Source organism: Streptomyces sp. NPDC005648 (assembly GCF_040605395.1).
GTDB lineage: Bacteria > Actinomycetota > Actinomycetes > Streptomycetales > Streptomycetaceae > Streptomyces.
This window is the reverse complement of record NZ_JBEXCS010000005.1, coordinates 128,218-154,046: the sequence shown is the minus strand read 5'-3', so window position 1 is coordinate 154,046 and position 25,829 is coordinate 128,218. Positions and strand designations below refer to the sequence as shown.

General features: G+C 71.9%; 25 protein-coding genes. 14 read left to right on the top strand and 11 right to left on the bottom strand.

What is annotated here, in order from left to right:
• Window positions 1-23: 23 nt before the first annotated feature.
• From ABZT17_RS04760 to ABZT17_RS04745, 4 genes are all read right to left on the bottom strand, one after another.
• Entirely contained in the window at window positions 24-254 is a 231-nt protein-coding gene (locus tag ABZT17_RS04760) for a ferredoxin (protein WP_356343676.1), read from the bottom strand.
• Entirely contained in the window at window positions 251-1,447 is a 1,197-nt protein-coding gene (locus tag ABZT17_RS04755) for a cytochrome P450 (protein WP_356343674.1), read from the bottom strand. The genes ABZT17_RS04760 and ABZT17_RS04755 overlap by 4 nt, the downstream gene beginning before the upstream one ends.
• Window positions 1,448-1,472: 25 nt before the next feature.
• Window positions 1,473-2,309, bottom strand: a complete 837-nt coding sequence (locus ABZT17_RS04750) for a mycofactocin-coupled SDR family oxidoreductase (RefSeq protein ID WP_356343672.1) — start codon at window positions 2,307-2,309, stop codon at window positions 1,473-1,475.
• A 71-nt stretch (window positions 2,310-2,380) separates the two neighbouring features.
• Window positions 2,381-2,746, bottom strand: coding sequence for a xanthine dehydrogenase family protein (locus ABZT17_RS04745; RefSeq protein ID WP_356343670.1), 366 nt, complete (start codon window positions 2,744-2,746; stop codon window positions 2,381-2,383).
• 98 nt (window positions 2,747-2,844) lie between these two features.
• Between ABZT17_RS04745 and ABZT17_RS04740 the strand changes: the two genes are divergently transcribed.
• Window positions 2,845-3,465 (top strand): helix-turn-helix domain-containing protein, encoded by a 621-nt coding sequence (locus tag ABZT17_RS04740; RefSeq protein WP_356343668.1) that lies wholly within the window; start codon window positions 2,845-2,847, stop codon window positions 3,463-3,465.
• A gap of 66 nt (window positions 3,466-3,531) precedes the next feature.
• Here ABZT17_RS04740 and ABZT17_RS04735 read toward each other — a convergent pair whose 3' ends face one another.
• Window positions 3,532-4,230: a helix-turn-helix domain-containing protein gene (locus tag ABZT17_RS04735; protein WP_356343666.1), complete on the bottom strand. Its 699-nt coding sequence runs from the start codon at window positions 4,228-4,230 to the stop codon at window positions 3,532-3,534.
• Window positions 4,231-4,600: 370 nt separating this feature from the next.
• Between ABZT17_RS04735 and ABZT17_RS04730 the strand changes: the two genes are divergently transcribed.
• The 3 genes from ABZT17_RS04730 (at window position 4,601) to ABZT17_RS04720 (ending at window position 10,160) form a co-directional block, all read left to right on the top strand.
• Window positions 4,601-7,018 carry a PQQ-binding-like beta-propeller repeat protein gene (locus ABZT17_RS04730; RefSeq protein ID WP_356343664.1) on the top strand — a complete coding sequence of 806 codons (2,418 nt, stop codon included), beginning with the start codon at window positions 4,601-4,603 and terminating at the stop codon, window positions 7,016-7,018.
• A 155-nt stretch (window positions 7,019-7,173) separates the two neighbouring features.
• Window positions 7,174-9,369 (top strand): RICIN domain-containing protein, encoded by a 2,196-nt coding sequence (locus ABZT17_RS04725; protein ID WP_356343662.1) that lies wholly within the window; start codon window positions 7,174-7,176, stop codon window positions 9,367-9,369.
• 8 nt (window positions 9,370-9,377) lie between these two features.
• The gene (locus ABZT17_RS04720) at window positions 9,378-10,160 is read left to right on the top strand and encodes an NPP1 family protein (protein WP_356343659.1); all 783 of its coding nucleotides are present in this window, start codon (window positions 9,378-9,380) and stop codon (window positions 10,158-10,160) included.
• Between the two features lie 22 nt (window positions 10,161-10,182).
• On the opposite strand, the gene ABZT17_RS04715 is transcribed toward ABZT17_RS04720, so the two are convergent.
• Entirely contained in the window at window positions 10,183-11,571 is a 1,389-nt protein-coding gene (locus tag ABZT17_RS04715; protein WP_356343657.1) for an AbfB domain-containing protein, read from the bottom strand.
• Window positions 11,572-11,782: 211 nt separating this feature from the next.
• Here ABZT17_RS04715 and ABZT17_RS04710 point away from each other — a divergent pair, with 211 nt between their 5' ends.
• The 5 genes from ABZT17_RS04710 to ABZT17_RS04690 all read left to right on the top strand — a co-directional run bounded on the left by ABZT17_RS04710 (window position 11,783) and on the right by ABZT17_RS04690 (window position 16,003).
• Entirely contained in the window at window positions 11,783-13,207 is a 1,425-nt protein-coding gene (locus ABZT17_RS04710) for an amidase (RefSeq protein ID WP_356343655.1), read from the top strand.
• 27 nt (window positions 13,208-13,234) lie between these two features.
• Window positions 13,235-13,453 (top strand): hypothetical protein, encoded by a 219-nt coding sequence (locus ABZT17_RS04705; protein WP_356343652.1) that lies wholly within the window; start codon window positions 13,235-13,237, stop codon window positions 13,451-13,453.
• Window positions 13,454-13,597: 144 nt separating this feature from the next.
• On the top strand, window positions 13,598-15,085 hold the full coding sequence (locus ABZT17_RS04700; protein WP_356343650.1) for an SPFH domain-containing protein: 1,488 nt from the start codon (window positions 13,598-13,600) through the stop codon (window positions 15,083-15,085).
• Window positions 15,086-15,180: 95 nt separating this feature from the next.
• Window positions 15,181-15,534, top strand: coding sequence for a VOC family protein (locus ABZT17_RS04695; RefSeq protein ID WP_356343648.1), 354 nt, complete (start codon window positions 15,181-15,183; stop codon window positions 15,532-15,534).
• Between the two features lie 22 nt (window positions 15,535-15,556).
• Window positions 15,557-16,003, top strand: a complete 447-nt coding sequence (locus ABZT17_RS04690; protein WP_356343646.1) for a type II toxin-antitoxin system PemK/MazF family toxin — start codon at window positions 15,557-15,559, stop codon at window positions 16,001-16,003.
• Window positions 16,004-16,123: 120 nt separating this feature from the next.
• Here ABZT17_RS04690 and ABZT17_RS04685 read toward each other — a convergent pair whose 3' ends face one another.
• Window positions 16,124-16,972: a TIGR02452 family protein gene (locus ABZT17_RS04685; RefSeq protein WP_356343643.1), complete on the bottom strand. Its 849-nt coding sequence runs from the start codon at window positions 16,970-16,972 to the stop codon at window positions 16,124-16,126.
• A 290-nt stretch (window positions 16,973-17,262) separates the two neighbouring features.
• Between ABZT17_RS04685 and egtA the strand changes: the two genes are divergently transcribed.
• From egtA to egtD, 4 genes are read left to right on the top strand one after another with little or no spacing between them, the layout of a single operon-like run.
• Window positions 17,263-18,570 (top strand): ergothioneine biosynthesis glutamate--cysteine ligase EgtA, encoded by a 1,308-nt coding sequence (gene egtA, locus ABZT17_RS04680; protein ID WP_356343640.1) that lies wholly within the window; start codon window positions 17,263-17,265, stop codon window positions 18,568-18,570.
• Complete coding sequence (gene egtB, locus ABZT17_RS04675) at window positions 18,567-19,886, top strand: ergothioneine biosynthesis protein EgtB (protein ID WP_356343638.1); 1,320 nt, start codon at window positions 18,567-18,569, stop codon at window positions 19,884-19,886. Before egtA ends, egtB begins: the two co-directional genes overlap by 4 nt.
• The gene (gene egtC, locus ABZT17_RS04670) at window positions 19,886-20,677 is read left to right on the top strand and encodes an ergothioneine biosynthesis protein EgtC (RefSeq protein ID WP_356343636.1); all 792 of its coding nucleotides are present in this window, start codon (window positions 19,886-19,888) and stop codon (window positions 20,675-20,677) included. The genes egtB and egtC overlap by 1 nt, the downstream gene beginning before the upstream one ends.
• A complete protein-coding gene (gene egtD, locus ABZT17_RS04665) occupies window positions 20,674-21,636 on the top strand; it encodes an L-histidine N(alpha)-methyltransferase (protein WP_356343633.1) in 963 nt (320 codons plus the stop codon). Before egtC ends, egtD begins: the two co-directional genes overlap by 4 nt.
• A 172-nt stretch (window positions 21,637-21,808) precedes the next feature.
• Here egtD and ABZT17_RS04660 read toward each other — a convergent pair whose 3' ends face one another.
• A complete protein-coding gene (locus tag ABZT17_RS04660; protein ID WP_356343631.1) occupies window positions 21,809-23,062 on the bottom strand; it encodes an extracellular solute-binding protein in 1,254 nt (417 codons plus the stop codon).
• Window positions 23,063-23,291: 229 nt separating this feature from the next.
• Here ABZT17_RS04660 and ABZT17_RS04655 point away from each other — a divergent pair, with 229 nt between their 5' ends.
• The gene (locus tag ABZT17_RS04655) at window positions 23,292-23,510 is read left to right on the top strand and encodes a dodecin (protein ID WP_356343628.1); all 219 of its coding nucleotides are present in this window, start codon (window positions 23,292-23,294) and stop codon (window positions 23,508-23,510) included.
• Between the two features lie 4 nt (window positions 23,511-23,514).
• Here ABZT17_RS04655 and ABZT17_RS04650 read toward each other — a convergent pair whose 3' ends face one another.
• From ABZT17_RS04650 to ABZT17_RS04640, 3 genes are all read right to left on the bottom strand, one after another.
• On the bottom strand, window positions 23,515-24,006 hold the full coding sequence (locus tag ABZT17_RS04650) for a hypothetical protein (protein WP_356343626.1): 492 nt from the start codon (window positions 24,004-24,006) through the stop codon (window positions 23,515-23,517).
• A gap of 99 nt (window positions 24,007-24,105) precedes the next feature.
• On the bottom strand, window positions 24,106-25,251 hold the full coding sequence (locus ABZT17_RS04645) for a DUF6596 domain-containing protein (RefSeq protein WP_356343624.1): 1,146 nt from the start codon (window positions 25,249-25,251) through the stop codon (window positions 24,106-24,108).
• The gene (locus ABZT17_RS04640; RefSeq protein ID WP_356343622.1) at window positions 25,244-25,666 is read right to left on the bottom strand and encodes a YciI family protein; all 423 of its coding nucleotides are present in this window, start codon (window positions 25,664-25,666) and stop codon (window positions 25,244-25,246) included. The genes ABZT17_RS04645 and ABZT17_RS04640 overlap by 8 nt, the downstream gene beginning before the upstream one ends.
• Between the last annotated feature and the right edge of the window lie 163 nt (window positions 25,667-25,829).

The window sequence follows — 25,829 nt, the reverse complement described above, 5'->3', positions numbered from 1 at the left end:
GACCCGGCGGCGCACCGGACCGGTCACTCCGGTGGAAACACCTTTCCGCCGGACCTGGCGTCCACGATCGAGATAGCCTCGATCGGGCAGGACTCGGCCACTTCCAGCACCTCTTCGGACGCCGGCAGTGTCGCGGACCTCGCCCGCCCCTGGCCGTTCTCGTCGAGTTCGAACCGTTCGGGCGCGGAGGCGGCGCACAAGCCGGTGCGGACGCACACCCTCTTGTCGACGGTGACGGACCACAGCTCGGTCATCGGCGCCCTCCCTCGATGACCAGCGGCAGGGTCTTCCAGCCGCGGACGGTCGACGTCTGCGCCAGCTCCGCGTGGTCCCAGTCCACGTCCCAGCCGGGGAACCGTTCGAGGATCTCCTCCGCGGCCACCCGGCCCTCCAGCCGGGCCAGTGCCGCACCGAGGCAGTAGTGGGCGCCGACGCCGAAGCTCAGGTGCTGGGTAACCCGGTGGATGTCGAAGCGGTCCGGGTCGTCGAAGCGGCGGGGGTCACGGTTGGCGGCGGCCTGGATGAAGAGGATGGCGCTGCCCGCCGGTACCGTGCGGCCGTACAGCTCCACGTCCTTGGTGACATACCGCGCGGTGAACGGTCCGGTCGGCTCGAAGCGCAGGATCTCCTCGACCGCGTTGGGGATGCGGGCCGGATCGGCGGCCAACTCCCGCCGGGCCTGCGGGTATCGGGCCATCAGGGCGCCGAACCAGCCGATGAGGCGCCCGGTGGTCTCGTTGCCGGCGCCGGCGACCACCGTGCAGTAGGTGAGGACCTCGTCGTCGGTGAGGGTACGGGTGACGCCCCTCTCGTCCTCGAACTCGGCGGTCATCAACTCGGTCATGAGGTCGTCCGAGGGGTGCTTCTTGCGCCACTCGACGTACTCCCGGAACGCCTCGGTGCTGAGGATGTCCGCCTCGTTCATCTTTCCGCCGTCCACCGTGCCCAGGGTCTCGTCGGTGTAGTCGCGGATGGCGGGCTGGTCGGCCTCCGGGATGCCCAGCAGCATGCCGATCACCCGCATCGGCATCTCGGCGCCGACGGCCTCGACGAGGTCGAACCGCTGGGCGCCGGTGACCGGTTCGAGCGCGCGCCGGCAGAAGGCCCGCACCTGCGGTTCCAGGGCGGCGATCCGCCTGGGCGTGAACACCCGGGCGAGCAGACGGCGGTGGATGTCGTGGACGGGCGGGTCCTCGAAGATGAGGGTGCCGGGCGGGAGTTCGATGTCCGCCTGGATGATCTCCAGGATGTCGCCGCGGGCGGAGGAGAAGGTCTGCCAGTCGGCGAGGCCCCGCTGCACGTCGGCGTGACGGCTGACGGCGTAGAAATCGTGCTGGTCGTTGTAGTAGAGCGGGGCCTCGTCGCGCAGTCGCGCGTACAGCGGGTAGGGGTCGCGGGCCAGGGTGGGGTCGTAGGGGTCCCAGTGGAGGATGTCGGCGGTGGTCACGGGCACAACTCCTTTGCTGTGCGACTCACTTGAGGAGGGCGCCGGCGTCGATGGGCAGGGTGACCCCGGTGACGAAACGGGACTCGTCGGAGGCGAGGAACAGCACGGCGTTGCTGATGTCCACCGCGTCCACCCAGGGGGTCGGGAGCAGGTGCATGCCCTGGGACACCGCCGCGAAGTCGTCCACGGTGGGGTTCTCCAGATCCGGACGGAACATCCGGTAGGTGCCCTCGTGCATCACCATCGGGGTGCTCACCTGGGTCGGATGCAGACTGTTGACCCGGATCCGGTGCTGCCCCAACTCCGCCGCCAGCGTGCGCATCAGGCCCACCACGCCATGTTTGGCGGCGATGTAGTGGCCGATGTTCGGGTAGGCCTTCAGGCCTCCCACCGAGCTGGTCAGGACGACCGAGCCCCCTCGGCCGCCGGCGACGATGTGCGGGGTGGAGACCTTGGTGGACAGCCAGACGCCGGTCAGGTTGACGTCGATCATGTCGCGCCAGGTCTTCTCCTCCATGGCCTCGAGCGTGGCGCCGCCGCTGCCGAGGCCCGCGTTGGCCACCACGATGTCCAGCCGGCCGAACTCGGCGACACCGTCGTCCACGGCCGCCTTGAGCGCGTCGTGGTCACGCACGTCCGCCTGTACGGCGTGGATGCGCCGGCCCAGTTTCCGCACCTGGTCGACGGTCTCCTGCAGGTCCTCGGGCGTGGACATGGGAAACGTGACGCCGTCGAGCTGCCTGCACACGTCCACGGCGATGATGTCGGCGCCCTCCTCGGCCAGCCGTACGGCGTGGCCGCGGCCCTGACCGCGGGCGGCACCGGTGATGAAGGCGACCTTTCCTTCGACTCGTCCGGGCATGAGTGACCTCGTTTCTGGGGTGGGTGAGGTGCGCGGGTGTGAGCTGGGGCGACGGCGGCGGGGAGGCCCGGTCACCGGGCGACGCGTCGGCGGCCGCGCGGGAGGAGCGCGCGGAGGAGCGGCGCGGCGAGCGCGGCGTCCTGGACGTGGTCGAGGGTGGCGGCGTGGATACGGCCGTCGTGGTCGGGGGCGAGACGGGCCTCGCCGTGCTCGTGGCGGGCCTGGCCGGCCGTGAGCAGATGCTCCTGCCGCCCCTCGATCCACTTGAGCGCGGCGGGCAGTCGTACGGCGGCGATGCGGGCGCGGGTGACCGGGCTGCGGACGAAGCGGGCGTGCAGCGGGCCGGGGCGGACGACGTCGTCGACATAGGTGCCGGTGCCGGTCAACAGGCGTGGATCCTCGACGCGCGGGGTTCTGGTGCCCGTATGACGAGCCATCGACCAGGCCCTCCGTCCATGCTGAACGAGTGTTTAACACGAGCGCTGAACAACTGTTTAACAGCGCGGGCGCGGGGCCGTCAAGGACAATGAGCCGTATGACTGCCGCGCCTCGCCGTATGGGCACCGAGAACTCCAAGACCCGCCAGGTCCTGCTCGACGTCGCCGAGCGGCTGATGCTGGAGGAGGGGTACGCCTCCGTCGGCATCCGCCGGGTGGCCCGTGAGGCCGAGGTGGCCCCGGCGCTGGTCCTGTACTACTTCCGCACGCTGGACGACCTCTTCCTCGCCATGCTCCGGCGGCGCGGCGACCACGAGATGGAGCGGGTGGCCCGTCTGCTGGACGGTCCTCGGCCGCTGCACACGCTGTGGCGGATCGCCAGCCACCCGGGCAACGCGCTCACCACGGAGTTCGCCGCACTGGCCAATCACCGCAAGTCGATCCGCACCGAACTCGCCGCCTACGCCGACCGCTACCGCGAGGCACAGCTCGAGGCACTCACCCGCCGTCTCGCACAGACGGACGTGCGTCTGCCGGCCGAGGTGACACCGGCCGTGCTGCTCATGCTGACGAACGCCCTCGGCCGCATCCTCATGATGGAGAACACCATGGGCATGACGACCCGGCACGCGGAGGCCGTCGAGTTCGTGGAGCACTTCCTCCAGCGGTACGAGCCCGCGGCGAAGACGGGCGAGGAGTCCGATCGGCGGCGCTCGTGACCTCCCACCCGCAAGGCGCAGCCCGCACGGGCGACCGACGGTCCGCTGAGTGAGCCGGTCCCCCGGTCAGCCCTTCTTATCGGGCGCCGGCGCGCCCGCGCCCGCCGGGGCGGTGCGCAGCATGGCCTGGTACAGGGCTTCGTGCCGAGGCGAGGCCGGGAGGGGGCCGCGGGCCGGGGCCTCGAAGGACTGCGTGAACAGGGCGGCGACGCGACGCCAGGCGTCGGGGGCGGCGTCGCCGGTGGAGCTGACGACTCCGGCGTTGGCCATGTGCAGCAGCACCAGGTCCGAGGGGTCGAAGTCCTCGCGCAGGCGTCCGGTCTCCTTGGCGCGGCCGATGAGCCGCACCATCCCTTCGTAGGCCTCGTCGCGCCGCCGCTCCAGGGCCTTGGCGCCGGGGAACACCGCGGTGAGCACATCGGCGAAGCCGACGTCGGCGGCCTGCATCGCGCAGGCGGCCTCGATGTAACCGACGAATCCGTGCCAGGGGTCGGGGTCGTCCAGGGCGACGGCGACGGCCTGGGCGTAGGCGTCCATCCGGTCGGCGAAGACGGCGTCGACCAGCTCCTCCTTGGTGGGGAAGCGACGGAACATGGTGGCGATCCCGACCCCGGCCTCACGCGCCACGGACGCCATGGAGGCGCCCAGTCCGTCGCGCGCGAACACCTTGCGGGCCGCCGCGACGATCCGCTCCCGATTGCGCTCGGCATCGCTGCGCAGCGGCTGGGGAGCGGGGGCGTCGGGATGCTGGGCGCCAGGTGTCATGACCGCCACCCTACCAATCGGAGCAATCTATCCACTTTCGGTGACCACGGGCCGGGCGAGCTCGGGGTGAGCTTCGACACATGAGAGATCTGTGGCCTCTACAGCCGTTCCGGCGGCCCCTTGTTGCGTATCGCGCACCGTTCCCGCTGTACAGACACGAGTCACCAGTCACCTGACGACCCATCACATCACCCTGGAACAGCGGGAGAAGGGCTGGTCATCTACTTATCGGTAAACGCGGACGACCGCTGGGCGAGACCTCACATGTCGCTTCAGCCTCTACTGTGGTGCCAGCCCCCTCCGGGCCCCTCATCCCCACACAGCGGGCACCACTGCCGCCCGCCACCACCCAGAACAGGCGGCTGAGGCAATGAAGCCACTTCGCCCAGAAGATCCCGAACAGCTGGGCCCGTACCGACTCGTGGCTCGGCTCGGAGCAGGCGGCATGGGGCGGGTCTACCTGGCGGCCTCGGCGGACGGCCGCATCGTGGCGGTCAAGGTCATCCGTTCCGAGATGGCGGAGGACAAGAACTTCCGCATCCGCTTCCGGCGCGAGGTGGCGGCCGCGGCGGCGGTCGGCGGTGTCTTCACGGCCCCCGTGGTGGACGCGGCCCCGGACGCGGAGACGCCCTGGCTCGCCACCGCCTACATACCCGGCCCCACCCTGGCCGAGGCCGTCGCCGCGCACGGGCCGCTGCCGCTGGAGTCGGTCCTCGCCCTCGGCGCGGGCATCGCGGAGGCGCTGAGCGCGGTGCATGCCGAAGGGCTCGTGCACCGCGACCTCAAGCCGTCCAACGTGCTGCTCGCCGAGGACGGCCCCCGGGTCATCGACTTCGGCATCGTGCGCGCCCGCGACGGCTATCAGCTCACCGGAACCGGCGGTCTGTTCGGCTCCCTCGAGTACATGTGCCCCGAGCAGGCCACCGGCGACCCCATGGGACCGGAGGGCGATGTCTTCTGTCTCGGGGCGGTGCTGGCGTTCGCCGCGTGCGGACGCCCTCCGTTCAGTGGAGCCGCCGCGGCCACCCTGCTGTACCAGGTGGTGCACGGTTCACCGGACCTCGCCGGGGTGCCGGAGCCCCTCGACAAGATCGTCAGTCTCTGTCTGGCCAAGGACCCCGCTCTTCGCATCACCCCCGACCGGCTGGCCGCGGCCTGTGCTCCCGGCGGCGTGGAACAGCTGTTCACGGGCGACTGGCTGCCCACGCCCGTGGCGGCCGCGATCGCCGGGCACAAGGCGGCCGTCGCGGATCTCGGCCTCCTCGCCCAGGCGCCTGCTCCCACGCGGTGCCCCGACACATCCGACGCGGTGCCGTCGGCCACCGACCGGCAGAGTTCGGCCCACGCGACGGCGACCCGGCCCGCGCACCGACCGGTCATCGGCGTGGACGGCGCGGTGGGCCGGACGCACTCCGCCGCCCCGGTCGGGGGCGTGACCGAGTGGAAGACCGACAGCATCGGCGGCTCGCCACTCACCACCGTGAAACCCGGGCCACCCGGGGCACCCGGGGCACCCGGGGCACCCGCACCGGAGTCCCTCCACCGCCACCCGGCGTCACCCGAGAGACCCTCGCCCGGCCCCGCCACGCCCCCCGTGCACCGTCGCGCCCGCCCCGCCCTGTCCCGTCGCGCGATCCTGGCCGCGACGGTGGGGACGGCGGTCGTCGGGACGGCGGTCGTCGGGGGCGGGGTCCTCCTCGCCTCCCGGCGGGCGACGAGCGCCCGCCCGGTGCGGCCGCGCGGTCGGGCCCCCGAGCCCACCTGGGTCTACCGCGGGGACCCGCTGCTGCAGACACCGGCCGTCTTCAACGCCGGTACGGCCCTGCTCAAGGGCAGGCCGGGCGACATGATCTGTCTGGACGTCGAGAACGGCTCCCGGCCCAAGTGGGTCTATCCCGGAATCAGCCTCTCGCCCACTCCCGTGCTGCTGACCTACGGCTCCGCCGTCGCGCTCGGTACCGGCGCCACCGTAATCGGCGTCGACCCGACCAGCGGCGCCCAGAACTTCGCCCTCGACTTCGGCCAGGACGTCCAGTTCAACCAACTGCTCGGCACCTACAGCGGCTACGCGCTGTCCGTCCTCGGCACCCGGCTGCAGCGCCGGTCGTCGGAACAGGGCGTGGCGACGTCCAACAGCGCGGTCTTCGGCGTCGACCTGCGCGCCCGCCGGGCCCTGGTCATCCCGATCAGCCCGGAGGACGTCGGCGTCCCGCTGCAACCGGTCGTCACCTCCGAGTACTTCGTCTACGCCGACGGACTGCGCAACGTCGCGGTCCGCAACACCACGGACGGGGGCAGCCTGCGCTGGCGGCACCATGTCGGCTACGACCTGCGCCCCGGACTCGCCGTACTCGGCCGGACGGTCTTCGCCATCGGCTCGGAGCTGATCGCCCTGGAGCTGAGCACGGGCAGGCTCCGCTGGCGTGCGAAGGCCGAGCACGGCTTGTTCGCGTCCCTGGGAGTGGGCGGCGACACCGTCTACGCCACGGGCAACGACCCCTACGGCGTCTACGCCTTCGACGCGGAGACCGGTTCCCGGCGCTGGTTCTGCGAGACGCCCCGGCTCAACGTCGACAACCCGATCGCCGTCGGAGCGCACACCGTCTACGTCCCGGCCCTGGAGAACAAGGACGGCTTCTTCGCCGTCGACAGCGCCACCGGCCGCCTGCTCTGGAACTTCACCGACGGCCGCGAGACCGGCGTCAACGACTGGCAGATCTCCTGCGACGCGGCCGGACACCTGGTGGCCACGCACTACGACCGGGCCTACGGACTGCCGGCCGACTGACCGGGACCACCCCCAGGCGAGCCGAGAGGCAAGGACGGGCCGCCGGGCCGCACGCTCAACCCTCTTTCCTCAACTCTTACTTCACGCCTTGACGTAAGTGGTCCGGACCTCTAGTTTCACCGGGCGACCCACCCCCCACGAAAGGCCGCCCCCTCATGGCCGGACCCCTGTCCTCCCCACCCCGTCGCGCCAGACACGCCGCGGCGGCCCTGGTGGCCGTCACGGCCGCCGCCCTGCTCACCGGCGCCCCCGCACGGGCCGCGACCTCCGCCCTGCCCACGGGTTTCGCGACCGTCATGAACGCCGCGAGCGGCAGATGCCTCGACGCCAGATCGGCCGCCACCGCCAACGGCACCGTCGTGCAGCAGTACGGCTGCAACGGCACCGCGGCCCAGCAGTGGAGCCTCACCGCCGCCGGCGACGGATACGTGCGGATCAACAACGCCAACGACACCCGCCAGGTCGTGGACGTCGCCGATGTCTCCACCGCCGACAACGCGCAGGTCCACCTCTGGAGTTACGGCGGCGGCGCCAACCAGCAGTGGCTGCCCGTGGACGACGGCGGCGGCGCCTACCACTTCGTCAACCGCAACAGCGGCAAGTGTCTGGACGACCCGGGCGCCTCGACCGCCGACGGCGTGCAGTTCGTGCAGTACACCTGCAACGGCACCGCCGCCCAGCGCTTCCAGGTGGTCCCCGTGACCCAGTCGGCCGCGAACCCCGATCTCGGCCCGAACGTCCTCGTCCTCGACCCGTCGATGTCCTCGTCGGCGATCCAGGGCAGGCTGGACTCCGTCTTCCACCAGCAGGAGACCAACCAGTTCGGCGCCCAGCGCTACGCCGTGCTGTTCAAGCCCGGCGCCTACAGCGCCGATGTCAACGTCGGCTTCTACACCCAGGTCTCGGGCCTCGGCCTGTCACCGGACGCGGTCACGATCAACGGCGCGGTGCACGCCGAGGCGGACTGGTTCCAGGGCAACGCCACCCAGAACTTCTGGCGCGGCGCGGAGAACCTCTCCGTCAACCCGACCGGCGGCAGCGACCGTTGGGCGGTCTCGCAGGCGGCGCCGTACCGCCGGATGCATCTGCGCGGCAACCTCGCGCTGGACGACGGCGGTTGGTCCAGCGGCGGCCTCATCGCCGACAGCGGGATCGACGGCCGGGTCGACTCCGGTTCGCAGCAGCAGTGGTTGACCCGCAACTCCCAGTTGGGCGGCTGGACCGGCGCCAACTGGAACATGGTCTTCACCGGCAGTACGGGCGTGCCCGCCACCAGCTTCCCCCGTCCGCCGTACACCACGGTCGCCCAGAGCCCGGTCTCCCGCGAGAAGCCGTTCCTGTACGTCGACGGCGCCGGCGCCTACCAGGTGTTCGTGCCGTCCGTGCGCTCCGACTCCACCGGCACCAGCTGGGGAAGCGGCAACCCGGCCGGCACCTCGCTCCCGCTGGACAGCTTCTACGTCGTCAAGCCGGGCGCCACCGCCTCCCAGATCGACTCCGCGCTCGCCGCCGGCAAGAACCTCCTGGTCACCCCAGGCGTCTACCATCTCGACCGGACCCTGCGGATCGACCGCGCGGACACGGTCGTACTCGGCCTGGGACTGGCCACCTTCGTCCCGGACAACGGCATCACCGCGATGAAGGTCGCCGACGTCGACGGTGTGAAGATCGCGGGCCTGCTCTTCGACGCCGGCACCACCAACTCGCCGTCCCTGCTGGAGATGGGGCCGGCCGGCTCCGCCGCGTCCCACACCGCCGACCCGGCCTCCCTGCACGACGTGTACTTCCGCGTCGGCGGCGCCGGTGTCGGCAGGACGACCACCGCCCTCGTCGTCAACAGCGACAACGTGATCGGCGACCACATGTGGATCTGGCGCGCCGACCACGGCAGCGGCGTCGGCTGGACCAGCAACACCGCGGACACCGGGCTGATCGTCAACGGCGACGACGTCACCCTGTACGGCCTGTTCGTGGAGCACTTCCAGAAGTACCAGACGGTCTGGAACGGCAACGGCGGCCGCACCTACTTCTTCCAGAACGAGATGCCGTACGACCCGCCCGACCAGGCCGCCTGGATGAACGGTTCCACCCAGGGCTACGCCGCCTACAAGGTCGCCGGCTCGGTCACCAGCCACCAGGCCTACGGCCTCGGCAGCTACTGCTACTTCAATGCCGACCCCGGTGTCGTCGCCGCCCGCGCGATCGAGGCGCCGAACACCTCGGGCGTCCGTTTCACCAGCATGGTGACGGTCTCCCTCGGCGGCACGGGCACCATCAGCCACATCGTCAACAACACCGGGGGCCCGTCGAACTCCGGCACCAATGTCGCCGACCTGACCAGCTACCCGTAGGAGTTGACGTGCCCGACCCTCGCCCCGCGGCAAGAAGACCCCTCAGGACGGCGCTCGCCGCCGCGCTCGGCGGGCTGGCTCTAGTCCTCGCCCTCCCGTCCCCGGCCGGCGCCGACGTGCTGACCCTGCTCCCCCAGAACGCCGACGGCCTGGAACAGACCTTCTCCCCCGCCTACGACTACGACCGCGACGGTTGCTACGCCACCGCGGCCATCGGCGCCGACGGCACCCTCAACCCGGGCCTGGCGCTCGGCGGCGACGTGAACGGCCACTGCCACGACCAGGCCCAACTCGCCAACGCCAACACCTACTCACGCGAGAAGTGCGACAACGGCTGGTGCGCCGTGATGTACGCCAGCTACTTCGAGAAGGACCAGGCGACGCTGGGCCCGGCGGCGATCGGGCACCGGCACGACTGGGAACACGTGGTCGTGTGGATCAGCGACAACCAGGTGCGGTACGTCTCCGTGTCCCAGCACAGCGGTTACCAGGTCGCGGCCGCCTCGGCCGTGCGCTTCGACGGCACCCACCCCAAGATCGTGTACCACAAGGACGGTGTCTCGACCCATGACTTCCGCTTCGCCAACACCAACGACGAGCCACCGGAGAACGCCACCGGCGGCTGGTTCCACCCGCGCCTGGTCGGCTGGAACGGCTACCCGGCCGGCTACCGCGACAAGCTCCTGAGCGCCGACTTCGGCGCGGCCACCATCAAGATCAGGGACGGGGACTTCGCGTACGCCCTCGCCCGCTCCATGCCGTCGGGCATCCCCTTCGACCCGAACGCCTGACGGCACGGGGCGGCGGCACGGATCAGGCCCAGGCGCTCACCGGCACGAAGGAGCTGTCCTGGCGGAACAGATCCGTCCCGTCCGTCACGGCCACCTGCAGCTGGTAGTTGTAGTGCCGCAGGTAGTAGCCGGGGTAGTTGTACGACTCGAAGCGGATCGAGCCCGAGGCCGAGCCCGTTCTGGCGACGAACGTCGCGTCCTTCGCGAAGGTCGTCGTGCCGTCGTCGGCGTCGAAGCGGGCCCGGAAGCCGTAGTGGCGCAGATAGTTGCCGGACGTGTCCCGGAAGGAGAAGGCGCCCGGGTCGGCCAGGCCGGCCACGACCGTGAAGGTGGCCGCGGACTTCTCCGCGCCGGTGCTGGAGGCGGTGACCACGGGCAGGTTGAGCAGGCTGGACTGCTGCTGCCAGTACCGGGTGGGGTAGTTGGCGGACCGGAAGGAGCGGGAGATGTTCGTCGCGAGGCTCGGGCCGCCCGTCACCGTCTCCTTGACGACCGTGAAGTGCCTGGCCGTGCCGGAGACCGAGGGCAGGGCCTTCGGCGCGGTCCAGGTGGCGAACGTGTCGTAGCTGTCGCTGTAGTAGTAGGTGCCGTCGCCGTAGCCGTCGAAGAAGATCCGCCAGGCGCCGTTGTCGAGCCGGACGACGGAGGGGCCCTCGCGGTAGCTGCCCCAGCCCGCCCAGTCGCCGGTCCGGGAGATCATGTAGGGCCCGGTGAGGCTCGAAGCCGTCCCGTACTCGATGTACTTGGCCGTCTCGTTCTTGGTGAAGGCGTGGTACGTCGAGCCGATCCGCACGATGTACGTGTCGATGTGGTTCGCGCCGATGCCGGACAGGGCGACCGGTGAACCCCACGCCGTGAGAGCCGAGTCGGCGGCCTTCAGCGCGTACGGAGTGAAGATCCACTCGTCGTCGGCCGTCGAGCAGGACACGATGACGTACACACCGCCGTCGCCGTCGACGAACCACTCCGGCGCCCACGCCCGGGACAGGTCGGTGATGGGCACGGTGTAGTCGTACAGGAAGGTCCAGTCGACCCGGTCCGAGCTGCGCGCGAAGCCGATGGTCGTGCTGACGTCCTGCCAGGTGTGGGTGGTGTAGGTGAGGTAGTAGTAGCCGTTGGTGTGCTTGAAGACGCTCGCGTCGCGGATCCTGTCGCTGGGCGGCGTGTAGGCGGAGGACCGCACCAGACGGAAGTCCGTGGCGTCGTCGGACTCGTAGACGTTCACGGTGCCGTCGTCGCTGTCGAGGAACGGCACGATGGTGTACCGGGTGGCGGAGCCGCTCGCCGGTGCGGCGGCCCGTGCCGTGCCGAGCAGGCCGGGCAGTTCGCCCAGCACCAGCGCCGAGGCGGGCAGGGCGGCCAGCGCGCGCAGCAGGGCGCGACGGGACGGGGTGGGGGGTCGGGTGCTCACGTGCGGCTCCTTGATCGAACCGAAAGAAGAGGGCCGTGACGTTCGTCATTACGAACGTGGTTCGGAAATTCGGCCAGAAGGTAAGAGGGAAAGGTAAGAGGGAGGCGTGTGCACGTCAATGCTTTGTGCAGGGCTTGGAGGCGGCTGTGTATCGCGGCGGCCCGCCGGACGTTACCGTGCGGTAGACAACGCGCTCCCGGAGGTGTCCCGCATGACGCTCGACCGTTCCGCAGGCCTGGCGGAGTCCGCCCGAGCGCTCGCCGCCGGCGAGGTCACCTCGCGGGCCCTTCTCGAGCGCGCACTGGCGCGGATCGAGGCGACACAGGGCAGCCTCAACGCCTTCCGGGTGGTGCGGACGCGGGCCGCGCTCGCCGAAGCCGACGCCGCGGACAGGGAGTTGGCCGCCGGGGTGCGCAAGCCCCTGCTCGGTGTGCCCGTCGCCGTCAAGGACGACATGGACGTGGCCGGCGAGCCCACCGCGTTCGGATGCGAGGGGGAGTTCCCGGCGGTCGCCCAGGACGGGGAGGCGGTACGCCGGCTGCGGGCGGCCGGAGCCGTGATCGTCGGCAAGACCAACACCTGCGAGTTCGGGCAGTGGCCGTTCACCGAGGGACCCGCGTTCGGCGCGACCCGCAATCCGTGGAACCCCGCGCACACCCCGGGCGGTTCCTCCGGCGGGTCGGCCGCCGCGGTCGCCGCCGGTCTGGTGCCCGCCGCCCTCGGCTCCGACGGCGCCGGTTCGGTACGCATCCCGGCCTCCTGGACCCACCTCGTCGGCATCAAGCCCCAGCGCGGCCGTATCTCCACCTGGCCGCGCGGCGAGTCCTTCCAGGGCATCACCGTCAACGGCACCCTCGCCCGCACGGTCGCGGACGCGGCCCTGCTGCTGGACGCGGCGAGCGGCAACCACGAGCACGACCCGCACCGGCCGCAGGCCATCGACGCCTCCGCGGCGGTCACCCGCGATCCCGGGCGGCTGCGCATCGCGCTCTCGCTCAAGCCGCCGTTCACCGCGCTGCCCGCCCGCCTCCAGCCGGAGGTAGCGGCGCGGGTGCGCCAACTCGCCGAGGATCTCGCCGCCTTGGGCCACACGGTCGAGGAGGCCGACCCGCCCTACGGCCAGATCGGGCTCACCTTCATCCCCCGTGCCACCGCCGGCCTCGCCGAACGCGTGGGTGAGGCCCCCTTCCCGGCCCTCCTCGACCGGCGCACCCGGGACGCCGCCCGGCTGGGCCGCCTCCTGGGCGGGGCACCGCTGCGGGCGGCACGGCGGGCGGAGGCGGTGCTGCACCGTCGTATCGGCCACTTCCTCACCTCCTACGACGTCGTTCTCGCGCCCACGACCGCCGCTCCCCCGCCCCGCGTCGGCGCGATGCTGCCGCTGAGCGGCTTCGCCACCGATCGCGCGATGATCGCCGCCTGTCCCTATGCCTGGCCGTGGAACGTGCTGGGCTGGCCGGGAGTCAACGTGCCCGCCGGTTTCGTCGGGGACGGCCTGCCCGTCGGCGCCCAACTCCTCGGCCCCGCCGGGAGCGAGCCGTTGCTGATCTCGCTCGCCGCCCAGCTGGAGGCCCAGGCGCGCTGGCACGAGGCATGGCCGCCGCAGCCGCTCGTCACGGACTCGCCGGCCGCCTAGCGGATGTTCCGCCCGTACCCTGTGAGCATGGACGATGCGTCGATGGTGGGGCTCATGGGGCGGGTCACCGGAACGGTCGGGCCCGGGCTCGTCGGCGAGGTGATCGTCCGGGTGCGCGGCGGCGCCGAGCACTTCCTCGCGTACGGCGCCGCCGGCGGCGACCGGATCGAGCGGGGCACGGTGGTGATGGTCGTCGAGTACCTGCCGCCCCGCACGGTCTACGTGACCGCCGCATACGACAGTTGAGCACGCTCCACCCCAGGTGAGAGCGGGTTTTTGGGTCTGTGCGTCAAGATTGCGACAAGGATTCACCGGCGTCTTCACCCGGGCTTCACACAGGAGCACACTCCCTTCGTTCGGTGCCGAAAGGGCACCATCCAAAGGGGGCGTATGCCGATGGTTGTCGGCGTCGTTGCGGGGGTGGCCGTTCTTGCCATCGCCGTACTGGTCGGTCTGTTCAAGATGATGTGGCGCGTCGCCGAGCCCAATGAGGCGCTGGTCATCTCCGGTTCCAAGCACCGTACGGAGGGCTTGGAGGAGGGCATGGGATTCCGCATCGTCACGGGGCGCGGCACGCTGGTGCTGCCCGGCGTGCAGGCGGTGCGCAAGCTCTCGCTGGACCTGAACGAGACCGAGCTGCATGTGGACTGCGTGACCCACCAGGGCATTCCGCTCAAGGTGCGGGGCGTGGTCATCTTCAAGGTGGGCGACGACTTCGTGTCGATCGCGAACGCGTCCCGGCGGTTCCTGGACCAGCAGAAGATGATGTCCGAGCGGGTGCACAACGTGTTCGCCGGTCATCTGCGGTCCATCGTCGGCGGGTTGACCGTCGAGGACATGATCCGCGACCGGGAGAAGCTCACCGCGCAGACCCGGGCCGCCTGCGGCACGGAGATGGAGAAGCTGGGACTCATCGTCGACTCCCTGCAGATCCACGAGATCGAGGACCCGACGGGGTACATCCAGAACCTGGCGATGCCCCACGCGGCGGCCGTCCAGCGGGACGCGCGCATCGCGCAGGCGGAGGCGAACCGGCTCGCCACCGAGGCCGAGCAGCAGTCGTACGCCCGGATGGCCGAGGCCACCCGGGACAGCGAGATCCTTCAGGCCGGCTACCAGGCCGAGCGGGACAAGGCGGCGGCGAAGGCGCGTCAGGCCGGTCCCCTCGCCGACGCGGGGGCCCGGCAGGAGGTCGTCGTCCAGGAGACCCGGGTCGCCGAACTGGAGGCGCACCGGCGGGAGCAGCAGCTCCAGGCGGACGTCCGCAAGCCGGCCGACGCCAAGGCGTACGAGAAGCGGACGCTGGCCGAGGCCGAGCGTGACGCGCGTATCTCCGCGGCCGAGGCCAAGGCGAAGGAGACGGAGCTCGCGGCGGCGGCCGAGGCCACCCGCGTCAAGACGGCCGCGGGTGCCGAGGCCGAGGCGACGAAGTCCCGGGGTGCCGCCATGGCGGCCGCCACCCGGGCCACCGGTGAGGCCGAGGCGGCCGCCGCGCAGGCACGCGGTCTGGCGGAGGCCGAGGCGACCAAGGCCCAGGGTCTCGCCGAGGCGGAGGCCATCAAGGCGCGGGCGTCCGCCCTCGCCGAGAACCAGGAGGCCGTCGTCGCCCAGCAACTCGCCGAGAACTGGCCGGAGATCGTGAAGGCGGGCGCGTCCGCCTTCGGCAGCGTCGACAACATGGTGGTACTCAACGGCGCGGACGGCATGGCCGACATGCTCGCCAAGGCGCTCACCATGGGCGGCACCGGCCTCGGTCTGGCCCGCCAGCTGCTGGCCTCGATGAACCAGAACGGACAGCCCCCGCACGGGACTTCACCCTCCCTGAACGGGATCACGGCACCGCCGTCGCAGAAGGTACCGGTGGAGAAGGAGGGCTAGTCCCACCCGCGCCACCGCGCCCGGGGGTCTCGGCCACGAGGCCCCCGGGTTCCCTCTTCCCCCGATCGCCGTCCTCGGCCTGGCAGGATGACCGCATGGAACGTGTGCTTGGAATCGGCGGATACTTCCTGCGGGCGGCCGACCCGGCGGCCCTGAGCGCGTGGTACCGCGACTGCCTGGGCCTGGACGCCGACGAACACGGCCTGTGGCGGCAGGAGGCCGGTCCGACGGTGTTCGCGGCCTTCGAGTCCGGGACCGACTACTTCGGCTCCCCCGCCCAGCAGACCATGCTCAACTTCAGGGTCCGCGACCTGGACGCGATGCTCGCCCAACTGCGCGCCAAGGGGGCGGACGTGGCGGCGGAGGCCCAGGACATGGACGGTGTCGGCCGCTTCGGCTGGGTCACCGATCCCGAGGGCAACCGGATCGAACTGTGGCAGCCCGCCTGACCGTGTCCCGTAAGGTGCCTGCGTGACTGCGTCTACCGATGAGAACGTCCCGGGCCGCTTCGGCCCCGCCGCCACCACCGAGGCCGATCCGCGCCAGGTCGGCAGGGTGCGGACCGAGTACTCCCCCGCGCACGACGGCGACCCCGACCCCGGCGAGATCGTCTGGACCTGGGTGCCCTTCGAGGAGAACGACGGCCGCGGCAAGGACCGGCCGGTGCTCGTCGTCGCCCGCGAGGCGGCCGGCACCCTGCTCGCCGTGCAGCTGTCCAGCAAACGGCATGACGGCGACCGCGAGTGGGTGGCGATCGGCGGCGGACCGTGGGACCGGTCGGGACGTGACTCCTGGGTGGACGTCGACCGGGTACTGCGACTGCACGAGGAAGGCATGCGCCGGGAGGCCTGCGCCCTGGACCGGGGGCGGTTCAACCTGGTCCGGCAGCGGCTGCACGAGCGCTACGGCTGGAACTGACCCCCGGTGCCGGGTCCGGTTTCGGCCTCCGGATCGTCGCCGGCAGCATCGGGAACCCGGCCCGCCTCTCGTCCGTCTTCCTGGGTGAGGCCCCCGTGGCATCCCCCGTCCGCGGGGGCCTCACCCAGGTCCGGTCCCCGCCGCCCCCCGCCGGATCCGCCCCACCGGGAACTCCCAGGCGAACGCCGCCCGCAGAGGGCTGTCCGGCCTGTGGTCCAGCACCCCGAACACCACGTGCGCGAAGCTCGCCGCGAAGCGTCCGCCCGGACCGAGCAACGACCGGAAGACGCCGGCCACCTGCGCCGGGTCGTTCTGGAAGACCCCGCAGCCCCAGGCGCCCAGCACCAGGCGCCGGTAGCCATGGGCCGCGCCCGTCTCCAGCACCCGCTCGGCGCGCGTCATCAGCGCGGCCGGGATCGCCGCGGCGCGCTCCGGGGCCGTACGCCGGATGACGCCCGCGTTCGGTGCCGCGGCCGTGAGGAAACCCACCGCGTAGGGCTCGTCCAGGAGGCGGCCGCGGTCGTCACGGAAGACCGGCACGGCCGGTGAGTGGATGACCCGGTCGGTGTAGAACGGGTCGCGGTGGGCGCGGTGGTGGTCGTAGAACCGCGGGGCTTCGAGCAGGCAGCGGTACAGCGCGGAGGAGCGGCACAGGGCCTCCTCCTGGGCCTGGGCGCCGTTCAGAAAGCCGCCGCCGGGGTTGCGGGCCGAGGCGAAGTTCAGGACGGCGACCGTGCCGCCGATCCGGCGGGCCGCCTCCAGGCTGCTCTCACCGGTGACCTCGAAGAGCGTGTCGACGCGGGCCGTCGGAGGTGTTCGGACCGGTTCCGGGCCGAACACCCTCGTACCGGCGCGCGCGGCGTCCACGGCCGCGGCGATGGACACCTCGCGCCCGTCGGCGGCGCGGTACGCCCCCGCCTCGACGATCTTCTCCGTCTCGTGCGCGATGCCGCGCAGGCGCGTGCTCATGGCGCGACCCCCGTACGCGCCATGAGCACGCGGCCTGCGCGCTCCCCCGTCGTGCTCATGCATGCATCGTGGGTGATGCTGGACATGCGGTGCAACGGAGTTTTCCGCGTCCGAGAACACCCGGGAAAGCCACAGGAAACGCCGGGAACGAGGAGATTACCGAGCCGGAACGTACCAGTACGCACCCTTGTGCGAAGCGACGCGAGGGTCTTGGGTGGGACGAGTGTCGCCGTCCGGGCGCCTGGAAGGGCCCGGCCGACGACACGGTGGAATCTCAGAAGGGATCCGGCATGTCCGATTCGGCAACAGACTGCGGCGACTGTACGGAGCCTCGCACCGCCCTGACCGAAGCCGAGGTGGAGGCCCTGGTCAGGGGCATCTGCTTCAAGACCGGCCCGCCCCGCGGCGTCGGCGTCGAGGTGGAATGGCTCGTCCACGAGCTGCGTCTGCCGCAGCTACCCGTGACAACCGAACGACTCGAAGCGGCCTACGCCGCACTGCGGTCCGTACCCCTGAGGTCGGCGCTCACCATCGAGCCCGGCGGCCAGCTGGAGCTGAGCTCGCCGCCCGCCGCCTCCCTGATGGAGTGCGTGGACACCGTCTCCGCCGACCTGGACGCCGTCCGTACGGCGCTCGCCGGGCACGACCTCGGCCTCGTCGGCGTCGGCCACGACCCCTGGCACCAGCCCCGGCGCTTTCTGCGCCAGCCGCGCTACGACGCCATGGAGACCTGCCTCGACCGGACCGGACCGGCCGGGCGCCGCATGATGTGCACCTCGGCCTCCGTTCAGGTCTGCCTGGACGCCGGATACGAGGAGCCCGGTCCCCTGGGCCACGGGCGGCGCTGGTGGCTGGCGCACCAGCTGGGCGCGGTCCTGGTGGCCGCCTTCGCCAATTCGCCGCTGGTCGGCCGCGAGCCCACGGGCTGGCGCTCCACCCGGCAGCTGACGTGGATGGAGATCGGCGCGGACCGGGCCGGCGGGCCCCCGCTGGACGGCGATCCACGGGAGACCTGGGCCCGGCACGTCCTCGACTCGCCGGTGATGTGCATTCGGCGGGAGAGTGGGCCCTGGGACGTCCCGGAGGGGTTCACCTTCCGGCAGTGGACCAGGTCGGGGGCGCCCCGGCCGCCCACCCGCGAGGACCTCGACTACCACATCTCGACGCTGTTCCCGCCGGTCAGACCCCGCGGGTTCCTGGAGCTGCGCATGATCGACGCGCAGCCCGGCGACGACGGCTGGATCGTGCCGCTCGCCGTGACGACCGCGCTCTTCGAGGACACGGAGGCCGCGGAGACCGCCTATCGCCTGGTCAAGCCCCTCGCGGAGCGGGCGCTCGGACTGCCGGCGCCGCACAATCCGCTCTGGTCCGACGCGGCCCGGTACGGCCTGGCCGACCCCGAACTGCACGAGGCGGCCGTCGGCTGCTTCGCGGCGGCGCTGGACGCCCTGCCCCGGCTCGGCGCGAGCGACCGGGTCACGGACGCCGTGACGGCGTACCTGGAGCGCTATGTCCTCCAGGGCCGCACCCCCGCCGACGACCTGCTGGACCGCCTGCGCGAGACGAGCGCTCACACCCATGGGAAGGACCGCACATGACCGACCCCGCCATCGACGCCGACGCGCTCCGGAAGCGGGCCCTGACCACCCTCACCACCGCCCGGGACCGCACCACGCTGCTGACCAGCTGTGTCGAGGACCCGGACCTCACCGCCCAGCACTCCCCGCTGATGTCACCGCTGGTCTGGGACCTCGCGCACATCGGCAACCAGGAGGAGCTGTGGCTGCTGCGGGGCGTCGCCGGCCGGGAGGCGATGCGCCCAGAGATCGACGGCCTCTACGACGCCTTCGAGCATCCGCGCTCCGAACGCCCCTCGCTGCCGCTGCTGCCGCCCGCCGAGGCCCGCGCGTACGCGGCCGAGGTGCGGGGCCGGGTGATGGACGTGCTGGAGAGCGCCGACTTCCACGGCACACGGCTGACCGAGGCGGGCTTCGCCTTCGGGATGATCGCCCAGCACGAACAGCAGCACGACGAGACCATGCTGATCACCCATCAGCTCCGCAAGGGCCCCCAGGCCCTGACCGCCCCCGACCCGGACCCGGTCCCGCTGTTCACCGGACCGGCCGAAGTCCTGGTCCCCGGCGGCCCGTTCACCATGGGCACCTCCACCGAGCCCTGGGCGCTGGACAACGAACGCCCGGCGCACCGCCGTGAGGTGGCCCCGTACTTCATCGACACCACCCCGGTCACGAACGGCGCCTACCAGGCGTTCATCGAGGACGGCGGCTACGACGACGAACGCTGGTGGACGGCCGACGGCTGGGCGCACGTCCGCCGGAACTCCCTTCACGCCCCGCTGTTCTGGAGCCGGGACGGCAGGCAGTGGCTGCGGCGCCGGTTCGGGGTGACCGAGGTGGTGCCGGCCGACGAGCCGGTGGTGCACGTGTGCTGGTACGAGGCGGACGCCTACGCCCGCTGGGCCGGGCGGCGGCTGCCCACCGAGGCCGAGTGGGAGAAGGCGGCCCGCCACGATCCGGCGACTGGCCGCTCGACCCGCTACCCGTGGGGCGACGCGGACCCGGCGCCCGAGCACGCCAACCTCGGGCAGCGGCATCTGCGTCCGGCCCCCGCGGGCAGCTATCCGTCCGGTGAATCCCCGCTCGGGGTGCGGCAGTTGATCGGTGACGTGTGGGAGTGGACATCGAGCGACCTGACGCCCTACCCGGGGTTCCAGGCCTTCCCCTACAAGGAGTACTCGGAGGTGTTCTTCGGGCCGGAGTACAAGGTGCTGCGCGGCGGTTCGTTCGCCGTGGATCCGGTGGCCTGCCGGGGGACGTTCCGCAACTGGGACTATCCGATCCGGCGGCAGATCTTCTCCGGGTTCCGCACCGCCCGGTCCGCGGGAGACGTCTGATGTGCCGTCATCTGGCGTATCTGGGCCCCGAGGAGCCGCTCGGCCGACTCCTCGTGGAGCCCGCGCACAGTCTGTACCGGCAGTCCTGGGCGCCCCGCCGGCAGCGGTACGGGACGGTCAACGCCGATGGTTTCGGGGTGGGTTGGTACACCGAGGGCGACCCGGTGCCGGCCCGCTACCGTCGGGCGGGACCCATCTGGGCGGACCTGTCCTTCGCCGATCTGGCGCGGGTGGTGCGCACGGCCGCGCTGCTGGCCGCCGTACGCGACGCGACCCTGTCCGGGGCGGACGCGGAGGCCGCGGCGGCGCCGTACGCGTCCGGGCCCTGGCTGTTCAGCCACAACGGCGCGGTGCGCGGCTGGCCCGGGTCGCTCGCGCCTCTCGTCGAGACCCTGCCCGCCGTCGACGTGCTGTCGCTGGAGGCGCGCAACGACTCGGCGCTCGTGTGGGCGCTGGTCCTGGCGCGGCTGCGGGCCGGGGACGACGAGGGGCAGGCGCTGGCCGACACGGTCCTGGAGGTCGCCGAGGCGGCCCCCGGGTCCCGGCTCAACCTGCTGCTCACCAACGGCGAGACCATCACCGCGACCACCTGGGGCGACACCCTGTGGTACCTGTCGCGGCCCGACCGAGGCACGGTCGTGGCGTCCGAGCCCTACGACGACGACCCGCACTGGCAGGAGGTCCCCGACCGCACCCTCCTCGCGGCGAGCCGCACCGATGTGCTGCTCACCCCTCTCAAGGAGCCGAGCGACGCCTTGGCAACCCCACTGCCGAAGGAGCCCCGTACGTGAGCCCGTTCCATCTCACCCGCACCCTGCCCGAGGACGCCACGGACGCGGCTCTGCGCGCCGACGTCCTCAGCGGCCTCACCGGCACACCGAAGACACTCCCGCCGAAGTGGTTCTACGACGCCCACGGCAGCGATCTGTTCGAGCGGATCACGGAACTGCCCGAGTACTACCCGACCCGGGCCGAGCGCGAGATCCTCGTGGCCCGCTCGGGCGAGATCGCCGCCGCGGCGCGGGCCCGCACGCTGGTGGAGCTGGGCTCCGGTTCGTCGGAGAAGACGCGGTATCTGCTGGACGCGCTCGACGGCCTGCACACCTACGTCCCCGTGGACGTCAGCGAGAGCGCCCTGACGCAGGCCGGTCACGCGCTGCTCGCGGAACGCCCCGGCCTCCAGGTCCACGCGCTGATAGCCGACTTCACGGTGAGCCTCGCCCTGCCGGACACCCCCGGCCCCCGGCTGATCGCCTTCCTGGGCGGCACGATCGGCAATCTGGTCCCCGCCGAACGGGCCGTCTTCCTCGCCTCCGTCCGCTCCCTGCTCTCCCCCGGCGACGCGCTGCTGCTCGGCACGGACCTGGTCAAGGAGGAGAAGACGCTGGTCGAGGCCTACGACGACGCGTCCGGGGTGACGGCGGCCTTCAACAAGAACGTCCTGTCCGTGGTCAACCGCGAACTCCACGCCGACTTCGATCCCGACGCCTTCGACCATGTCGCGTTGTGGGACACCGAGAACGAGTGGATCGAGATGCGTCTGAGGTCGCGCCGGGAACAGACGGTGAAGATCCCGGGGGTCGACCTCGCGGTCGACTTCACCGAGGGCGAGGAGCTGCGCACCGAGGTGTCGGCGAAGTTCCGCAAGGAGGGCGTCCGCGCCGAACTCGCCGCAGCCGGGCTGGAGTTGACCCGGTGGTGGACGGACGAGGCGGGACGGTTCGCGCTGTCGCTCAGCGTGGCGCGCTGACGGTCGGCACAGACAGGGCGGGAGCCGGCACGGTCCGGCTCCCGCCCCGGGCGTTTCGTCAGGCCGAGCGGGGTGCAGGCGGGGGTTCCATCGCCATGTCGCGGCGCTGCTGGACGCGGGGGTGAGCGAGGTCCCGGGCAGGGAGCGGGCGGCGTACGGCGGGTCGTCGCCGTCAGTCCAGGCGGTTGAGCAGGTCCGTGATCCGCCGGGAGGCGCGGCGGGCCTCGGTCGCCGGGTCGGCCCCGGTGAGCACCTTGGTCATGTACTCCTTGATCGGGTTGTCGGCCTCGACGGCGCCCCACTGGGGCGTGGCCGGGGTCGCCCGCCCTCTCGCGGCCCCGGCGGCCATGGCGGCGACGCCCTCCTCCCCCGCGACGGCCTTGGCGAGGGACTTCCGGTTGGGGACGTAGTTCATGGTCCTGGCCAACGCGGTGTCCCAGCGGGCGCCGGTGAGCGCGGCGACGACGGCGACGGCACCGTCCCGGTCGCCGGTGTTGTTCGGTATGACGAGGTCGGAGCCGCCGGTGAAGACCGTGCCGGGACGGCCCGCCGCCTTGCCGGGCACGGGGAAGAAGCCGAGCCTGCCCCGGAGTTCGGGGTTCTGCTGGACGACGGCCCGGGCCTGGCCCGGGACGGCGACGATCTGCGCCACATGGCCTTGCGCGAACACCCCCGCCTGCGGCGGGTGTTCCTCGTCGGCGCGGACCGGTCCGTCGCCCAGGGCCTGCAGACGCCGGTAGAAGTCCATCCCGCGCAGGGCGGCCGGTGTGTCCAGCGTCCCGCGCCAGCCGCCGCCCGTCCCGCCGTTGCTCGCGAGGTCGCCGCCCTCGTCCCAGATGAAGCCGGCGAGGGTGTACCAGTCCTGTCCGGCGAGGTAGATCCCCTGGTCTCCGCCGGAGTCGAGCTTCTCGGTGGCGGTGAGCCATTCCTCGCGGGTGCGTGGCGGGGTCTTGACGCCGGCCTTCGCGAACAGGTCCTTGCGGTGGATGACGACGCGGTTGGCCGCGTACCAGGGGATGCCGTACTGGTGCGCGACCTGGCTGCCGGGGTCGGCGAGGCCGGGCAGCCAGTCGTGGTCGCCCCAGCGCAGCGCCTCCAGCGTCAGATCGAGCAGCCGGTCGCCCTCCACGTACTGCGGGACCTGGGTGTTGCCGACCTCGATGACATCGGGTCCGGGCCCGGAGTCGGCGCCGAGGGCGGCCTGCACCTTGTCCCCGATGCCGGTCCACTGCTGGATGCGGATGTCGAGCCGGAGGTCCTGGTGCTCGCGTTCGAAGGACGCGGTGAAACGCCGTAGGAAATCGTGCGAGGCGCTGTCCTTCATCAGCCACACGGTCACCGTGCGGCGGTCGGTGCGGGAGGGCAGGAGCCCGCAGGCGCCGACGAGGCCGGCCGGGGCCAGGGCGAGGAGGTGGCGACGTCTCACGTGGGGTCCTGGGGTGTCTGGTGGACAGGGCGGAAGACCCGACGTGGGGGGACGAGCGCGGGGCTCGTACGGGTGTGCCGGATTTTGGTATGGACCAATACGGGGGGTCAAGGGGCGGCGGGCCATCGGTCGGACGTCTCGCGCTCCGTCCCAGCTTGGGGCACGGTGGAGTGACGCGTGACACACGTGACGCTCCGGTCATCACGGCCGCACGGAGAGGAGCACCCGCATGTCGAACCACACCTACCGGGTCACGGAGATCGTCGGCACCTCACCCGACGGCGTCGACCAGGCCATCCGCAACGGCATCTCGCGCGCCTCGCAGACCCTCCACAACCTGGACTGGTTCGAGGTGACGCAGGTGCGCGGCCAGATCGAGCAAGGGCAGATCGCCCACTGGCAGGTGGGGCTGAAGGTCGGCTTCCGGCTGGACGAGTCGGAGGACTGACCTCTCAGGTCCGTCCCTCGCCCTCCTGGGCCTCCTCCAGCACGGCGGAGGTGCCGGTCCACTGTGCCCGTACGACGGTGAAGCCCGCGCGCCGGGCGTCGTCGCAGACCAGCTCGTCGTCGTCCACAAGCATCCGGACGTCCCGGGTCCGCGCGAGGCGTCGCAGGATCTCCAGCTTGGTGCGGCGGGCCGGCCTGCGGTCGTCGTCGCGCCGCATATGGACCCGCCCCTCGGGCAGGCCCTGCGCGCGCAGCCACTCCAGCGTGTCGCGCCGACAGCGTTCGGGCCGCCCGGTGAGGTAGACGATCTCGCACTCCTTCGCGCTCTTCAGCACCAGCGCGATGCCCTCCGCGAGCGGCGGATCATGGGGCGCGGCGGCGAAGAAGGCGTCCCAGTCGCGCGGCCTGCGCTCCAGGAAGCGCTGGCGGTGGGCCGTGTCGGCGAGGGTGTTGTCCAGGTCGAACACGGCGACGGGGCGTGCGCTGCTGTCGGTCACCTCTCCACCCTAAGCGGGGCGCTACCGGGCCGCCGTGACAGCGTGCGGGGCAAGTCACCTGCGCGGCAGGGCGGTTCGGTACGCGCGAGACCGCCCTCGTCAGTGCCGTGCACGGGCGTTGAGGCGGGCGGCCTGGCGGGTGAGGTGGTCCCGCTCGGCGAGGTTGGGGGCTCTGCGGGCCGCCTCGGCGTAGAGGCGGGCCGCCTTCGGCAGGTCGCCGTCGCGCTCGTGGAGGTAGGCCGCCACCGCGGTGTGCCGGGGCAGGGAGTCGTCCAGGTCCGCGAGCGCGGCGAGTCCCGCACGCGGTCCGTCGGCCTCCCCGACGGCGACCGCGCGGTTGAGGCGGACGACCGGGCTGTCGGTCAGACGGGCGAGTTCGTCGTACCACTCGACGATCTGCACCCAGTCGGTCTCCTCGGCGGTCGGCGCATCGGCGTGCAGGGCGGCGATGGCGGCCTGGGCCTGGAACTCGCCCAGCCGGTCCCGGGCGAGCGCCGTCCGCAGGATCTCGACGCCCTCGGTGATCGCGTCGGTGTCCCATCGGCTCCGGTCCTGCTCGGCGAGCGGCACCAGACTGCCGTCGGGCGCGGTGCGGGCGGCGCGCCGGGCGTGGTGGAGCAGCATCAGGGCGAGCAGCCCGGACACCTCCGGGTGGTCGATGGCGGCGGCGAGCTGCCGGGTGAGCCGGACGGCCTCGGCGGCGAGGTCGACATCGCCCGAGTAGCCCTCGTTGAAGACCAGGTAGAGGACGCGCAGAACGGTGGCCACATCGCCGGGCCGGTCGAACCGCACGTCGGACACGGTGCGCTTGGCTCTGCTGATCCGCTGGGCCATGGTCGCCTCGGGCACCAGGTAGGCCTGGGCGATCTGCCGGGTGGTCAGCCCGCCGACGGCGCGCAGGGTGAGCGCGACGGCGGACGACGGCGTGAGCGAGGGGTGGGCGCAGAGGAAGTAGAGCCGGAGCGTGTCGTCGACGGCGGACGCGGGCCCGGGTCCGGGCTCGTCCTCCACCCGGTCCTCGCGCCGGCGCCGGGCCGTGTCCGCCCGGGTCGCGTCGAGGAACTTGCGCCAGGCCACGGTGACCAGCCAGCCCTTCGCGTCCCGCGGCGGGTCGGCGGGCCACACGCGGACCGCCTCGACCAGCGCGTCCTGTACGGCGTCCTCGGCCGCCGCGAAGTCGGCTCCGCGGCGGACGAGGACGGCGAGGACGCCCGGTGTGAGGCTCCTGAGCAGAGCCTCATCCATGGATGAGGCACTCCGTGACGGTCGGCGTGGCGTGCAGGAACGGGCGCAGCTCCAGCCACTCGTGGATCGGCTTCCCGCCCGCCCCGGGGGCGGCCGACAGCTCACCGGCGAGTTCGACGGCGCGCTCATGGCTGTCGACGTCGATGATCATCCAGCCGGCGATGACGTCCTTGGTCTCGGCGAACGGGCCGTCGGTGACCGGCGGGCGCCCCTCCCCGTCGTAGCGCACCCACTCGCCCCCGGGGGCGAGTGCCTGGCTGTCGACGAACTCCCCGGTCTTCTCCAGCCGGGCCGCGAAGTCGTTCATGTACCGCACATGCGCGGAGATCTCCTCCGGGGTCCACTGGTCCATGGGCACGTCGTTCACGGCTGCCGGGGCCCCGCGGTAGTGCTTCAGCAACAGGTACTTCGCCATGGTGTTCTCCTGGGCGTCGGGCGACCCATTGTGGTCGCGTTCACCCCGGGGACGGAGCCGGGCACGCGTTCTCGACATCGCCGAGCGGATTTTTTCCGGCCGGTCCGACGGACCTCCGCAGCACCTGGTCCGGGCCTACGAGTGCGGGCTGCCGGCGGCCCGA

Excerpts from the sequence above, each read along its gene's own strand:
- ABZT17_RS04695 (WP_356343648.1), top strand. The coding sequence starts at position 15,181 with ATGGAACGTGTGCTTGGAATCGGCGGATACTTCCTGCGGGCGGCCGAC.
- ABZT17_RS04745 (WP_356343670.1), bottom strand. The coding sequence starts at position 2,746 with ATGGCTCGTCATACGGGCACCAGAACCCCGCGCGTCGAGGATCCACGC.
- egtC (WP_356343636.1), top strand. The coding sequence starts at position 19,886 with ATGTGCCGTCATCTGGCGTATCTGGGCCCCGAGGAGCCGCTCGGCCGA.
- ABZT17_RS04760 (WP_356343676.1), bottom strand. The coding sequence starts at position 254 with ATGACCGAGCTGTGGTCCGTCACCGTCGACAAGAGGGTGTGCGTCCGC.
- ABZT17_RS04700 (WP_356343650.1), top strand. The coding sequence starts at position 13,598 with ATGCCGATGGTTGTCGGCGTCGTTGCGGGGGTGGCCGTTCTTGCCATC.
- ABZT17_RS04740 (WP_356343668.1), top strand. The coding sequence starts at position 2,845 with ATGACTGCCGCGCCTCGCCGTATGGGCACCGAGAACTCCAAGACCCGC.
- ABZT17_RS04655 (WP_356343628.1), top strand. The coding sequence starts at position 23,292 with ATGTCGAACCACACCTACCGGGTCACGGAGATCGTCGGCACCTCACCC.
- egtB (WP_356343638.1), top strand. The coding sequence starts at position 18,567 with ATGACCGACCCCGCCATCGACGCCGACGCGCTCCGGAAGCGGGCCCTG.
- ABZT17_RS04640 (WP_356343622.1), bottom strand. The coding sequence starts at position 25,666 with ATGGCGAAGTACCTGTTGCTGAAGCACTACCGCGGGGCCCCGGCAGCC.
- ABZT17_RS04710 (WP_356343655.1), top strand. The coding sequence starts at position 11,783 with ATGACGCTCGACCGTTCCGCAGGCCTGGCGGAGTCCGCCCGAGCGCTC.
- ABZT17_RS04645 (WP_356343624.1), bottom strand. The coding sequence starts at position 25,251 with ATGGATGAGGCTCTGCTCAGGAGCCTCACACCGGGCGTCCTCGCCGTC.
- ABZT17_RS04750 (WP_356343672.1), bottom strand. The coding sequence starts at position 2,309 with ATGCCCGGACGAGTCGAAGGAAAGGTCGCCTTCATCACCGGTGCCGCC.
- ABZT17_RS04725 (WP_356343662.1), top strand. The coding sequence starts at position 7,174 with ATGGCCGGACCCCTGTCCTCCCCACCCCGTCGCGCCAGACACGCCGCG.
- ABZT17_RS04705 (WP_356343652.1), top strand. The coding sequence starts at position 13,235 with ATGGACGATGCGTCGATGGTGGGGCTCATGGGGCGGGTCACCGGAACG.
- egtA (WP_356343640.1), top strand. The coding sequence starts at position 17,263 with ATGTCCGATTCGGCAACAGACTGCGGCGACTGTACGGAGCCTCGCACC.
- ABZT17_RS04685 (WP_356343643.1), bottom strand. The coding sequence starts at position 16,972 with ATGAGCACGCGCCTGCGCGGCATCGCGCACGAGACGGAGAAGATCGTC.
- ABZT17_RS04730 (WP_356343664.1), top strand. The coding sequence starts at position 4,601 with ATGAAGCCACTTCGCCCAGAAGATCCCGAACAGCTGGGCCCGTACCGA.
- ABZT17_RS04735 (WP_356343666.1), bottom strand. The coding sequence starts at position 4,230 with ATGACACCTGGCGCCCAGCATCCCGACGCCCCCGCTCCCCAGCCGCTG.